Origin of the sequence: Pedobacter sp. G11 (assembly GCF_003860265.1) — a bacterium.
Lineage (GTDB): Bacteria > Bacteroidota > Bacteroidia > Sphingobacteriales > Sphingobacteriaceae > Pedobacter > Pedobacter agri.
In genome coordinates this window covers 197562-210990 of the sequence record NZ_CP034190.1, presented here as the reverse complement: position 1 = coordinate 210990, position 13429 = coordinate 197562, and the positions used below count along the sequence as shown (strand labels likewise).

General features: G+C 38.8%; 10 protein-coding genes. 4 read left to right on the top strand and 6 right to left on the bottom strand.

Annotated elements, in window-relative coordinates:
- Positions 1-112: 112 nt before the first annotated feature.
- On the bottom strand, positions 113-2647 hold the full coding sequence (locus tag EA772_RS00840; protein WP_124910815.1) for an ABC transporter permease: 2535 nt from the start codon (positions 2645-2647) through the stop codon (positions 113-115).
- Entirely contained in the window at positions 2640-3329 is a 690-nt protein-coding gene (locus EA772_RS00835) for an ABC transporter ATP-binding protein (RefSeq protein ID WP_116170713.1), read from the bottom strand. Before EA772_RS00835 ends, EA772_RS00840 begins: the two co-directional genes overlap by 8 nt.
- Before the next feature lie 98 nt (positions 3330-3427).
- Here EA772_RS00835 and EA772_RS00830 point away from each other — a divergent pair, with 98 nt between their 5' ends.
- The 4 genes from EA772_RS00830 to EA772_RS00815 all read left to right on the top strand — a co-directional run bounded on the left by EA772_RS00830 (position 3428) and on the right by EA772_RS00815 (position 8536).
- Positions 3428-4111 carry an arylesterase gene (locus tag EA772_RS00830; RefSeq protein WP_124910814.1) on the top strand — a complete coding sequence of 228 codons (684 nt, stop codon included), beginning with the start codon at positions 3428-3430 and terminating at the stop codon, positions 4109-4111.
- Positions 4112-4369: 258 nt separating this feature from the next.
- On the top strand, positions 4370-5842 hold the full coding sequence (locus EA772_RS00825) for an ankyrin repeat domain-containing protein (protein WP_124910813.1): 1473 nt from the start codon (positions 4370-4372) through the stop codon (positions 5840-5842).
- A 4-nt stretch (positions 5843-5846) separates the two neighbouring features.
- The gene (locus tag EA772_RS00820; protein ID WP_168187451.1) at positions 5847-6332 is read left to right on the top strand and encodes a DUF2271 domain-containing protein; all 486 of its coding nucleotides are present in this window, start codon (positions 5847-5849) and stop codon (positions 6330-6332) included.
- A 14-nt stretch (positions 6333-6346) separates the two neighbouring features.
- Positions 6347-8536, top strand: coding sequence for a PepSY domain-containing protein (locus EA772_RS00815; protein ID WP_124910812.1), 2190 nt, complete (start codon positions 6347-6349; stop codon positions 8534-8536).
- 93 nt (positions 8537-8629) lie between these two features.
- Here EA772_RS00815 and EA772_RS00810 read toward each other — a convergent pair whose 3' ends face one another.
- The 4 genes from EA772_RS00810 to EA772_RS00795 all read right to left on the bottom strand — a co-directional run bounded on the left by EA772_RS00810 (position 8630) and on the right by EA772_RS00795 (position 13410).
- Entirely contained in the window at positions 8630-9661 is a 1032-nt protein-coding gene (locus EA772_RS00810) for an FAD:protein FMN transferase (RefSeq protein ID WP_124910811.1), read from the bottom strand.
- Positions 9662-9715: 54 nt separating this feature from the next.
- A complete protein-coding gene (locus EA772_RS00805) occupies positions 9716-10840 on the bottom strand; it encodes an alpha/beta hydrolase-fold protein (RefSeq protein ID WP_124910810.1) in 1125 nt (374 codons plus the stop codon).
- Positions 10841-10911: 71 nt separating this feature from the next.
- Positions 10912-12318: a D-alanyl-D-alanine carboxypeptidase/D-alanyl-D-alanine-endopeptidase gene (gene dacB / locus EA772_RS00800; RefSeq protein WP_168187450.1), complete on the bottom strand. Its 1407-nt coding sequence runs from the start codon at positions 12316-12318 to the stop codon at positions 10912-10914.
- A gap of 102 nt (positions 12319-12420) precedes the next feature.
- Complete coding sequence (locus EA772_RS00795; protein ID WP_010600928.1) at positions 12421-13410, bottom strand: aspartate-semialdehyde dehydrogenase; 990 nt, start codon at positions 13408-13410, stop codon at positions 12421-12423.
- Positions 13411-13429: the final 19 nt, after the last annotated feature.

Sequence of the window (13429 nt, the reverse complement as noted above, 5' to 3'; positions counted from 1 at the left end):
TTGATTAAAAAGGACTTAAAAAAACACATGCAAGTCGTGTATGTGGGTAGCGTATTCAGCATGATCTGGATCATTGTGTTTGCAATATCTTTGTGTCTGTAAATTAACTTTGTTAGCCTTCTGTTCTCAATATTTTCAGTGGAGGCTGGTTTAAAATACTTCTTGTACTTAAAACTCCAGTAATTACCACAATTAAAACAACAGAAAAGAATAATCCTATGGTTGGTAAAAAAGGAGGGATAAATGCTGCATCAAAACTGAATTTTGCCAATGCCCAACTTCCGCCAATGGCTAGGATTAATCCTGCGCCAGCGGCAAAAGCGCCCAAAAAGAAATACTCAATGGCGTTGATCGCCAGGATTTGCTTTTTGCTTGCACCCATCGTTCGCAATAAAATGCTTTCTTTTGTACGTTGGTTTTTACTGGTTAATACTGCTGAAACCAAAACAATCCATCCGGTTACCATACTAAAGCCAGACATAAACTGGATTACAAAACCAATCTTGTCGAGTATTTCATCGAGTAATTTCAATACCAGATCCAGGTCTACTACAGAAACGTTTGGAAAGTTTTTAACCACTTCGCCCTGAAATTTTGCAGAAAGTTCACTGTTCGGCACTCTTGTCATCAGCACGTGGAATTGTGGGGCCTCTTCTAAAACTCCAGCGGGAAAAACCACACGGAAATTGGTTTGCATGCGGCTCCAGTTGACTTCCCGCAAACTTCCCACAACCGTTGGAATCATCATCCCTTGTACATTAAAAAGGATTTTATCATTCAAGCCCACATTAATCTGATCAGCGTAACGCTGATCCAAAGAAATGTAAACGGTTTCCTTTGGCTTGATTTTTCCAACCCATTTTCCATTCACAATTTTTTCGGCTGCGGTTAGCGAATCCTGATAGGTAGCCCTGATTTCATTTCGATATGCCCTGCGGTTATTGGTATCTGCGCTAGCCTTTTTGCCATTAATTTCCTCAATACGCATCGTAATCACCGGCACCCGATTCATTAACGGTAGTTTGAAGGACTTGGTTAGGCTGTCTATTCTTTCTTTCTGTGTTTTCTGAATGTCGAACATTACCATGTTAGGTTGATTACTGCCGGATGAGAGCGTAACCCTACTCATTAAAATTCCTTGTACAAAAAACAGCGTACTGATAAACAAAGTCGACAAACCAATGGAAACAGTAAGCATCAGGGTCTGATTATTTGGACGGTACAGGTTTGCAAAACCCTGACGCCACAAGTAACTTGACGATTTTGGCAGCAGAACCTTAACCAAAAACATCAATAGTTTGGATAAGATAATCAGCAGCAAAAACGCGATACCGATACTAATGGTAAAAGCCAGCGTTTGGACCCAGGTTTTCATTTGCAAGTGAGTGAAGCCCACCACAAATGCAGCCATTAAAACATAAACCATCCAGGTTAAAGGATCAAATTTGCTTCCCGATTTTTCGAAAGATAAACGGATGGCGTTCAGCGGTGAAATTTTTCTTACAGAAAGCAATGATGGCAATGCAAAAAGCACAGAAATAATTAAACCCAATAAAAGGCCCTGGCCAACTGCCGACCATGATATCTGCATGGTAATTTCAACAGGGAGGAAATCCTTTAAAACCAGCGGCAGCAAGAACTGAATTCCAGTGCCCAAGATTACGCCAAAGGTTGCGGCAATTAAGCCAATAAAAAATATCTGGATCAGGTAAATCAGAAATGCATGCCTTGATTTTAAACCCAGGCAGCGCAAAGTGGCGATGGCACTTAATTTTTCCTGAATGTACACATGAATGGCGCTACCTACACCAACACAACCCAGCAGTAAAGCAATAAAACCAGATAAAGCCAGGAAACGGTTTACATCTTTAAAAGATCTGCCTGTTTGTTCTTTTCTCGATTCTACCGTATCCGCATCAAAACCTTCTTTTTCAAGTTTGACTTCATTTTTTTTAACCCACTCATCCACTCCCGATGGGTCATCATAACGGAAATAAAATTTATTATTGATCCGGCTTCCAGTTTTAATCAAATTGGTTTTCTCCAGGTATTTCAGCGGAAGATAAACCACCGGCGCAACACTTGATGCAATACCGTTTTGTCCAGGCGCTTTAATTAACGAACCTAATATTTTGAATTTTAGATCGCCAATTTGGACCGAGTCTCCAACTTTGGTGTTAAACTGAAGCATGAGGGTTTGATCTACCAACGCTGTTCGTCCTTCCTGAAAATGCGATGCAGCATTTGCAGGAACCGTTTCTATTGAGCCATAATATGGATAATTACCCTCCAGCGCTTTCATTTGAACCAATCTGCTTCCGCCGCTTTGCTCAAAATAAATCATAGAAGCAAAGGTTTTTTCCTGCGATCGCTCATTACCTAAACTATCAATTACCTTTTGCATGGCTTTGCTTACGCCTTTACGGCTATCTAAAACCAGATCGGCGCCGGTAAGCTCTTTTGCCTGGGCGTCGATATCACGCTGCAAATTATCTTTAAAAGAATAAACAGCCACTAAAGCCGCAATCCCTAAAACAATGGAAGAAATAAAAAGTAAAAGTCTTGATCTGTTTTTGCGGCTATCCCGCCAGGCCATTTTGAATAGCCATAGAAAACTGATGTTTTGTTTCGGTAGGTGATTAGGCATAAGTCGAGTTTTCGTCTGAAATAATCACACCACCTTTAATTTTTATAGTTCTGCTCGTTCGGGCAGCAAGCTCCAAATCATGGGTTACAATTACTAATGTCGTCCCGAAATCCTTGTTTAAATCAAACAGCAGTTTAATCACTTTTTCGCTCGTTTCAGCGTCGAGGTTTCCGGTAGGTTCATCCGCAAAAAGAATAGCCGGCTGATTGGAAAAAGCTCTTGCCAGTGAAACACGTTGTTGCTCTCCTCCGGATAATTGAATAGGATAATGATGGGAACGATCTGCTAAACCTACTTTTTCAAGCAGTTCCATAGCTTGAGCCTTGATGTTTTTGGCGCCTCTCAACTCTAATGGAACCATCACATTCTCCAGTGCAGTGAGCGTGGGTAATAGCTGAAAATTTTGAAAAATGAAACCTACATATTGGTTTCGCACAGCAGCCCGTTCATCTTCATTTAATTTTTCTAAAGCAATGCCTTTAAGTTCTACTGTGCCATGGCTCGCCCGGTCTAGGCCAGCGCATAAGCCTAATAATGTTGTTTTCCCGCTACCGGATGGCCCTGTAATGGCCACGGTAGAACCAGCTTCTATTGTGAAATTAATTTGATCCAAAACTGTCAGTTCTCGTCCGGCACTTTGGTAAATTTTACTTACATTTCGAATGTTTAAAATACTTTCCAAATTTTTGAAATAAAGGGTTTGTCAGATGTATTTGCCAAACATAACATGGCTTTGCCTGTTAAGATAATGGTTTTTATTTAGAGATAGAATTAGATATTATGTTACGAAAACGCTTTATAGGTTTATTTGTTTTGGCTTTGATGTTTGCAGCTTGTGGGAATGGGAAAAGCAGTGACAATGATCAAAAAACTTTAGATTCAACTGACCAAAAAAAATCAGCTACTACTACTGAGAAAAAAAATATACTTTTTTTCGGAACCAGTTTAACAGCGGGTTATGGTTTGGATCCAACAGAAGCTTTTCCGGCCTTAATCCAAAATCGCATTGATTCTTTGAACCTGCCCTATAATGTCATTAACGGAGGTTTGAGTGGAGAAACATCAGCTGCGGGAAAAGGAAGAATAAACTGGTTGTTGAAGCAGCCTATTGATATTTTTGTGTTGGAATTAGGTGCCAATGACGGACTGAGAGGATTACCGGTAAAGCAAACAATTAAAAATCTGCAGGATATTATTGATACCGTGAAAACGAAATATCCGAACGTGAAAATGGTAATTGCAGGAATGCAGATGCCACCAAGCATGGGCGCTAAATACACCAATGATTTTAAAAACATTTTCCCTGATTTAGCCAGGAAAAATAATATGGCGCTAATTCCTTTTCTATTAGATAAAGTTGGCGGCATTCCCAAATTGAATCAGGATGATGGCATTCATCCAACGGCTGAAGGTGATAAGATTTTAGCTGAAAATGTTTGGGTAGTATTGAAGCCCTTACTGTGAAAGTAATGATTGGTTTGGCTATAATGTACATCGGCAACTTAAGGCATTATTTTGGCCTGAGTTTTTCGTAAAAGATCAATTTTTCTAACCTGATTCTAATAATGGTAGGATATTGTAACAAAAACAACTACTATTTATATTTAATTTAAATAAAGTTCATTTCAACCTGTTTATTTAGAATGATTCTTGTTAACTTAGCCGAAATTCTTTTGGCTCCTAATGAGCAATGAATTATAAATCATAACGATCAGGTTTAAAATGAAAAAAATTCTATTTGCCGTTCTCGCAATGGCATCACTTGGTGCACAGGCCCAGAAAAATACTTTTTTTGATCAGGCTTTCTGGAAAGGAAACACAGATTTAGCAACCATTAAATCAGAGATTGCCAACGGGAGTAATCCTTCACAGTTAAACCAGATGTCATTTGATGCATCGGTAATGGCCATTAACAATAATGCGCCTGCTGAATCCATTTTGTTTCTTTTGGCTCAACCGGGAAATGATGTAAACAAATTAACCCATGATAGCAGAACCTATTTGTTCTGGGCAGCATCTAGGGGAAATCTTCCTGTGATGGAATATTTGCTAAAAAATGGTGCAAAAGTAAACATGCAGGATAGTCACGGATATTCTCCATTAACCTTTGCAGCCGTTGGCGGACAGGCTGATACTAAAGTTTATGATTTATTAATCTCAAAAGGAGCTGACTTAAAAAAAGACTTAAATCATGATGGTGCAAACGCCTTGTTAATTGCGCTTCCAAATGACAAAGATTTTAAATTAACAGACTATTTTGTTTCGAAAGGACTAAGCCTGAACAGTACTGATGCTGCGGGTAACACTGCTTTCAACTATGTGGCCAGAAGTGGAAACATCGAATTGATGAATAAACTGATTGCCAAAGGCGTGAAATACAATGATAATGCGATCCTGATGGCTGCTCAGGGTGGCAGAGGCAGCTCGAATGGTTTAGCTGTTTTTCAATATTTGGAAGGATTAAAATTAAAACCTACTGTGATTGGTAGCAATGGCGAAACCGCATTGTTTTCTGTTGCCCGCAAACCGAAGCAAGAAGAAATAATCAATTACTTCCTTTCGAAAGGAGTAGATGTAAATACCGCTGATAAAGAAGGAAATACCGCATTTATGGCAGCAGCAGGTGGTAACCGAGATTTGGCAACGCTTGAATTGTTGGCTAAAAATGTTAAAAACATCAATCAGGTGAATGCAAAAGGCGTTTCTGCTTTGGCTATGGCGGTTCGTGGAAATTCGGCAGAAGCAGTTAAGTTCTTATTGGATAAAGGTGCTGATTTGAAAACGGCAGATAAAGAAGGTAACAACCTGGCTTACTATCTTTTTCAATCTTATGGTCCACGCGGAAAAGAAGATTTTACCGCAAAGCTTAAATTGTTAACAGATAAAGGTTTCGATGTAGCGGCTGTGCAACCAAACGGCAATTCATTATATCACTTAGCTGTGGCTAAAAATGATTTGGCATTGGCTAAAATGGTTACGGATTATAAAGTAGACGTTAACCTTAAAAACAAGGAAGGCTATACTGCTTTACACAAAGCAGCAATGACTGCAAAAGACACTGAACTTTTAAAGTATTTAATCTCAGTTGGTGCTAAAAAGGATGTAGCTACTGAATTTAAAGAAACGCCTTACGACTTAGCTACGGAGAACGAATTTTTAACTAAAAACAAAGTATCAATCGACTTTTTGAAATAATAAAATGAATAATATTTATAAACTGTGCCTGGCTTTCGCGGTCATCCTTTCTGTACCCACATTATCTTCAGCACAAAAAACAACGAAGTACAAATGTATGGTGCAAATGACCAACTATACCGGTGAGGGTGCTTATATTGCGGTATCATTAATTGATGCAAAAGGTGCTTATGAAAAAACACTTTACGTCATGGGTTCCGATAAAAAATGGTATCCTGATTTAAAAGAGTGGCATAAGGCATATAAAAGCAAACCTACAAACATTAGTGCTGTAACTGGCGCTTCGGTTACTGGAGGTGATCGTAGTGTAACTATATTCGACATCGAAACTGCAAAAATTAACAAGGGATATAAATTACGTTTCGAAACAGCTGTTGAAGACAATAAATATTATGTTAAAGATGCTGAGATTCCTTTAACTACAGAAGGTTTGGCGGCTAAAACTGAAGGAACAGGTTACATTAGATACGTTCGCCTAAGCCCTAACTAAAAAGCTTCATTTCAATGACCATTTCTGTATGGAGATACAGCCATCTTGCACTGGCTGTATCTTCTTTTCTTTTTATCACCCTCGCATCCCTTACCGGAATCATCCTTTCCTTTAAGCCGGTAACTGAAAAAATCCAGCCTTATAAATCAAAGGATTTCAATCAGCTCACTGTAGCAGAACTGATCCCAACGCTTCAAAAATCTTATACAGATATTTCAGATGTGACCATTGATGCCAATGAGTTTTTGTTGGTTAATGGAACAGATGCTCATGATGAATCAGGAAATTTTTATGTTGACCCAAAATCGGGTAAAAACCTGGGCAAAGTAGCAAAGGAAAATGAATTTTTCCGCTGGGTAACCACATTACACCGATCTCTTTTTTTACATGAATTGGGTAGGTTTTTTGTTGGATTAACCGCTTTTCTTTTATTTCTGATTGCCACCTCCGGGACTGTACTGATCGTCCAACGTCAACGGAGTTTTAAAAAGTTTTTTGGCAAAATTGTTAAAGATGGTTTTGCACAATATTACCATGTGGTTTTAGGGCGATTGCTGTTAATTCCAATCATTATCATTTCGTTGAGTGGAACCTACCTTTCATTACAAAGATTTGGAATTGTAAAAGAACAGAAGATTACCCATAAAATTGATTTTGATGCTTTAAAAACCGATCCAGCAAAGAAGATTGCAGATTTCGAAGTTTTTAAAAATATTTCTCTCCATCAGCTTCAATCAATAGAATTTCCATTTTCTGAGGATGTAGAAGATTATTTTACCTTAAAACTAGATGATCGCGAAATTACGGTAAACCAAATCACAGGAGATATCATTACAGAACAAGCTTATTCCAAAGCTACCTTGCTTAATAACCTGAGTATGGATTTGCATACGGGTAGGGGCAGTGCGGTTTGGGCTGTTGTTTTAGCCATCGCTTCGGTTAATATTCTATTTTTTATCTACTCGGGTTTTGTCATCTGGTGGAAACGCAGAGCAAACGGAATTAAAAACAAATACAAGTTTGATCAGGCGGAGTTTATTTTGCTAGTAGGCTCTGAAAATGGCACTACATTCCGTTTTGCGAAAGCAATTCAGGATCAATTGCTGAAAAACGGTAAAACAGCTTTTATGGCTGAACTCAATAGCTATAAAAATTTTCCAAAGGCTAAACAAATATTAGTTTTCGCAGCAACTTACGGTCAGGGGGATGCACCAACCAATTCAACTAAATTCAAATCATTACTTAAAAAATATCCTCAATCAAATGCGGTAGATTTTTCTGTTGTAGCTTTTGGTTCGCATGCCTACCCTGATTTTTGCAAGTTTGGGTATGAAGTAAACAATGTATTATCTCATCAGGAATGGGCAAAACCATTGCAGGAAATCCATACGGTCAATGATCGTTCTCCAGAAGAATTTACGAGGTGGGCAACACTTTGGGCACAAAACTCAAATGTCGAATTGTCTCAACTTTCAAAACTTTTGGAGACAAAACCTGTAAAAACGCTGCCATTTAAGGTAATAGAAAAAACAGTTTCAAGCCAGGAAGAAACTTCGTTTATCATCCGTTTAAGTCCGCAGAAAAGGAAAAAATTTACTTCAGGCGATTTACTTGCGATTTACCCCGCAAACGATCATAGAGAGCGGTTATATTCAATTGGAAAAATCGGTAAAGATGTTCAGTTGAGTGTGAAATTGCATCACGGCGGATTGGGATCTGGCTTTTTACATGATTTGGAAGTCGGGCAAATTACCAATGCAGCTATTGTTCGTAATGAACATTTTCATTTTCCCAAAAAAGCAAAATCGGTTATCATGGTTTCTAATGGAACAGGTATTGCGCCATTTTTAGGAATGGTTGATCAGTTTGGTCGGGTGCAGGATATACACCTTTACTGCGGTTTCCGAAATCAGCAATCTTTTGCACTTTACGAAAATGCAATCAATAAAGAAACCAGTCTTTTAACTAAGCTTAACGTCGCCTACTCCAGAGAGGGAGAAAAGCATTATGTGAAAGATCTTTTGTTAAGAGATCAGGCTTTGGTATGCGAAGCCCTGAGGAATAATGGTGTCATAATGCTTTGCGGTTCATTGAGCATGCAAAAAGACGTCATTGCATTGTTGGAGGATTTATGTCAGCAGGATCAGCAGAAAAGCATCAGTTATTATCAATCCCGGGGGCAAATCTTAATGGATTGTTATTAAGCAGATCTTGTATCGATAGCTGATTAATCAGAAAATGCGGAGATTAGCTTGTCTATTCTCCGCATTTTTGCGGAGCATAAATTTAATCTACGTCTAAATACCCTTTTTCCATTTCGCCAGCATCTTATCAGTGATATTTTCAGAGTGATAAACCTTTCCATCATCGCCGAATAATATGCAACTGTAGGCTGGAAATGAACGGATAAATTTTAATGCTGCTTCTTTGCCCAAAACCATCATCGAAGTGCTAAAGCCATTGGCCAGCTCTGCATCCGGACCAAAAACAGTTACACTTGTTAAGCCTGTTGCCGGGTAACCTGTAGTGGGGTTGATAATGTGAGCATATCTCTTCCCATTAAAAACCACAAACTTTTCATAGCTCCCGGAAGTAACCACTGCGCCATTTTTAAGTGGGACAATAGCATAAAGACTATCTTTCTGAAAAGGATTTGTAATTCCTATTACCCAATTTTTTCCTTTGGGCGGTTTACCCCAGCTGCTCATATCACCTGATCCATTCACAATACCTGCTTTGATTCCTTTTGCCAACATCATGTCCCGGCATCGATCTGCTGCATAACCTTCACCCAAGGCACCAAAACCGATTTTCATTCCGGGTAATTTCAAGAATATGGTGTTATTCAGGCTATCCAAAATGATATTTTGGTAACCAACTTTCTCAACAGATTTTTTAATCGCTTCGGCAGTTGGCATTTCTGTCATTGAGCCATCAAACTTCCAGATCCGATCCATTGCTGCAAAACTGATGTCAAATGCGCCATTGGTAATTGTAGATAAATGAAGCGCTCTCTTGGTCAGCTCAAAAACTTCCTGATCAACCTTTACCGGTTTGATGCCTGCGTTTCTGTTTACTTCAGAGATTTGAGTTTCAGGCTTCCAGTCTGAGATTAAATATTCAATTCTTGTAATCTCCGCAATAACACTGTCGATGTTTCTTGATGCGGTTTCTGAATCTTTTGCAACAATGGTAATTTCAAACTTGCTGCCCATTAGTAAGGTAGTACGTTTTTTCAATACCTGTGCTGAACTTGCAAAATAGGTGAGGAGCAGAAAAATGGTAAACTTGATCTTCAAAGTAGGAGTGATAATATAAGTGATCTTCAAATTTAAGAAAGCTAACCTATTTGTGCTAAATATTCGGTTGAATTGAATGCTTGTTTATTTCGCAATAAACTGATAAAACTGCACAAACTCCCGATGCCAGAACCATTCAGTATGTTTACCATCCGCTTTCTCTAGTAATACAACGTTCTTATTGTCACCGTTAGGATTTAGCAGATCGTGAACCTTTTTCATATCTCGAACCATTGCAGGACCTTCTTTATCGCCAGCTACGAAAAAGATCTTACTGTTTTTTAAGGCAACAAGTTTTTCATTTAGCTCAGTGTAAATGTTTGGCGCAAGCCAGAAGGCGGGACTAAAAACGCCTGCCGAACCAAAAACTCTTGGATGTGCTGCTATCGCGTACATAGAAATTAATCCACCCATTGAGCTACCAGCAATGGAAGTATTCTTAGCATCTTTCAAAGTTCTGTATTTTGAATCGATAAAAGGCTTTAAAGTTTCTACCAGGAACGAAACATATTCTTTGCCTTCACCTTTACCATATTGACTATCCCAGGGATTATATTCTTTCAGCCGATCTTTCTCACCATGATTGATGCCTACAATAATCATTTCTTTCGAACCATCGCGAATCAAACTGTCCACAACCGAATCGACCGCCCATTCATCAGCACGTGGAGGATTTGCATGAAACAGATTTTGACCATCATGCATATAAATCACCGGATACTTCTTTTTTGATTTTGCATAGCTTTTCGGTAAGTAAATCCAAACCTGGCGATGCTTGTTCAGTTGTGGTATAAAAAAGGCGGAATCAACAATGTGAACATGGTCGCCGAAATGATACACCTCTTTCACCTGTTTAAAATGATCTGACCAACTGGCTACCCTTAAATCCATATTGGTATCAACATTTAAGTTTAAAGTTCTGTTTGCAATAGGTTTGCCATTTATCTGGCATTCTACCGTTTCCCAACTCCCGCGGGTAATTTTAAATTCGTGGATTTCCTTTGGCAAATTCAGCGAAATGACATAAGTCAAGTCATCCTTCCGTTTCAAATTGAAAGCTTTAGATTTTGGGTTCCAATCGTTAAAATTCCCTGCTACAAATAAGCTATCTGCTGTTTTATTTGGAACATGAACGCTGAACGTAACATTAACCTGAGCGGCTAAAGTCAGCGGAAATAGCATAAAAAGTAATACCAATCTTTTTAACATGGAAATATCCTGATTTTTAAAGTTTAAAAATCCTTCAGCCAGCGGGCCTGAATTTAAATAATGATTTCGCTTTATTTCAACTCATCTAAAACTCTAAATAATTTTTTATTGATGCCACTGCCGCTGTAATTATTAATGTTAATCACAATTATATATTTGTTTCCGGCGGTATCGGTATGGTAACCTGCAAATGCAGAAACGTCATTAATGGTACCACTTTTGATTCTCATGCCGTTGTATTCTGGCAAACCTTTATAAAAATCAGTGAACCAGTTTTCTTTCTGAATTTGAAATAAGATATTGGCCATAGCCGAAGTGGTTATTCGATCACCAGGAGATAAGCCACTTCCATCTATGATATTTAAAGCCGATTTATCAATTCCCTTGTTTGCCCAATAATTAACCTCTGTTTCAGCACCTTTTGAAGTTGTTGCGGTCTTTCCTGATTTCAAGGCAATGGTTTTAAGCAATGTTTCACCATATAAATTGATACTCTTTTTCAAAAACCAGTAGGAAATTTCACTTAAGGTAGGTGAACTGATGGTGTTTACTTTTTGGGTTGGTGATGGTACAGCTTGATTGTTTAGTGCCATTAATCTGGCTGTTGTCGCTTGCTGGCTGCTGGATATGCCGAGTCTTTTCAACGTATCCTGCAAACGATAGGCACAATCAAAAGCAGGATCAGGCGTTGCTACGGAAATTCCCGGTTTCGAAATGCCCATTCCCCAAGTGCCACGTAGGTAGGCCACATTGCTATAAGGTGGCAGAAAGGCATACGTTCTGTCTCCACTTCCAGCTGCCCCAGTTCTTAATTCATTTACAATTTGCACATACGGAGTTTCAGGAACCGTTTTTACAATTCTCACCTGATCGTTTGTCCCCGATCCAGGACGTAAATGGATGTCAAACTGATTTTCCCGCCAGGCTAAACCAGAAGTGCCTGCGCCGTAATAATTTCCAATGTCTTGCCAAACCCAGCCTTCGGGCGTTGTCTGGCTGCCAAAAATGCGGTCATCACCAATAATAGTACCCTCAATTTTTTTAATTCCTGCAGCTTGAATGGCCGAAACCCACTGTGATAAAACTGCATTTTCTTTATTTTGATATCGCCATGAACCCAAAGTCGGGTCGCCACTACCAATAATAATTAAATTTCCGGTTAATGTTCCGTCAGCAGCAATATTCCCCGAATATGCCAGCGTTGTTTGAAACTGAAAATCTTTACCTAAAATACTGAAGGCGGTTGCTGCGGTTATTGTTTTTAAAGTTGATGCCGTAGCCAGACCAATCTGCTCATTTTTGGCAAAAAGCGTCTTTCCGGTATTGGCATCCAAAACGCAAAGCGATGTAATTGCATGTTTGGACTGTTCATCAGCTAATAAATTATTAAAAGCTTTTTCGAGGTTTGGAATTCTATTTTGGGCAAAACAATTTATGGAGAGAAGAATGAGAAATATTGCGGCCTTTAAAAACTTCATATTGTAAAAATAAATTAAATAAAAAAAGTGATGTGTAACAAACACACCACTTTTACTAATCCTGGTGTCATGCTGAACTAAGCTCAGGATGACGTATAAGTATTACACTAATTCTTTCTGAATCAGATATTCTGCAATTTGAACTGCATTTGTTGCAGCGCCCTTGCGTAAGTTATCGGCAACAATCCAAAGGTTTAAAGCTTTAGGAGCCGATTCATCTCTACGAATACGACCTACAAAAACCTCATCTTTTTCATGCGCATCTTTTGGCATTGGGTATTTTAAGTTTGCTACATCATCAACAACGATTACCCCCGGTGATTTTTCTAAAACGCTGCGAACCTCAGCTAAATCAAATTCGTTTTCAAATTCGATGTTTACTGATTCTGAGTGACCGCCCATTACCGGAATACGAACGGTTGTTGCAGTAACTTTAATGCTGTCATCGCTCATAATTTTGTTCGTTTCCTTCACCATCTTCATTTCTTCTTTGGTATAACCATTCTCCATGAAAACGTCGATGTGTGGCAGTACGTTTAAATCAATTTCGTATGGATAAGCTTTTGGCCCATCAACACCACTACGTTCGTTCATTAATTGTTCAACGGCTTTAACACCTGTACCAGTAACCGATTGGTAAGTGGAAACCACTACACGTTTGATTTTATATTTATCGTGTAAAGGTTTTAAAACCACAACCATCTGAATGGTAGAACAGTTTGGGTTGGCAATAATTTTGTTGTCGATAGAAAGTTCGTGTGCATTTACTTCTGGTACGATTAATTTAATCGCAGGGTCCATTCTCCATGCCGAAGAGTTATCGATAACAGTAGTGCCCGCTTCTTTAAAACGTGGTGCATGCTCCAATGAAGTATTTCCACCTGCAGAGAACAAAGCAATATCTGGTCTCATGCCAATAGCAGTATCCATGCTAACGATTGGGAATTTCTTACCCTTAAAAGTAATTTCCTTACCAACACTCTTTTCTGAAGCTACGGGAATCAACTCTGTTAAGGGAAAATTTCTTTCCTCCAATACTTTTAACATTACGGTACCAACCAATCCGGTTGCACCTACAACTGCTACTTTCATTTTAATTTTTAATTATTAT

Excerpts from the sequence above, each read along its gene's own strand:
- EA772_RS00820 (WP_168187451.1), top strand. The coding sequence starts at position 5,847 with ATGAATAATATTTATAAACTGTGCCTGGCTTTCGCGGTCATCCTTTCT.
- EA772_RS00805 (WP_124910810.1), bottom strand. The coding sequence starts at position 10,840 with ATGTTAAAAAGATTGGTATTACTTTTTATGCTATTTCCGCTGACTTTA.
- EA772_RS00795 (WP_010600928.1), bottom strand. The coding sequence starts at position 13,410 with ATGAAAGTAGCAGTTGTAGGTGCAACCGGATTGGTTGGTACCGTAATG.
- EA772_RS00815 (WP_124910812.1), top strand. The coding sequence starts at position 6,347 with ATGACCATTTCTGTATGGAGATACAGCCATCTTGCACTGGCTGTATCT.
- EA772_RS00830 (WP_124910814.1), top strand. The coding sequence starts at position 3,428 with ATGTTACGAAAACGCTTTATAGGTTTATTTGTTTTGGCTTTGATGTTT.
- EA772_RS00825 (WP_124910813.1), top strand. The coding sequence starts at position 4,370 with ATGAAAAAAATTCTATTTGCCGTTCTCGCAATGGCATCACTTGGTGCA.
- dacB (WP_168187450.1), bottom strand. The coding sequence starts at position 12,318 with ATGAAGTTTTTAAAGGCCGCAATATTTCTCATTCTTCTCTCCATAAAT.
- EA772_RS00840 (WP_124910815.1), bottom strand. The coding sequence starts at position 2,647 with ATGCCTAATCACCTACCGAAACAAAACATCAGTTTTCTATGGCTATTC.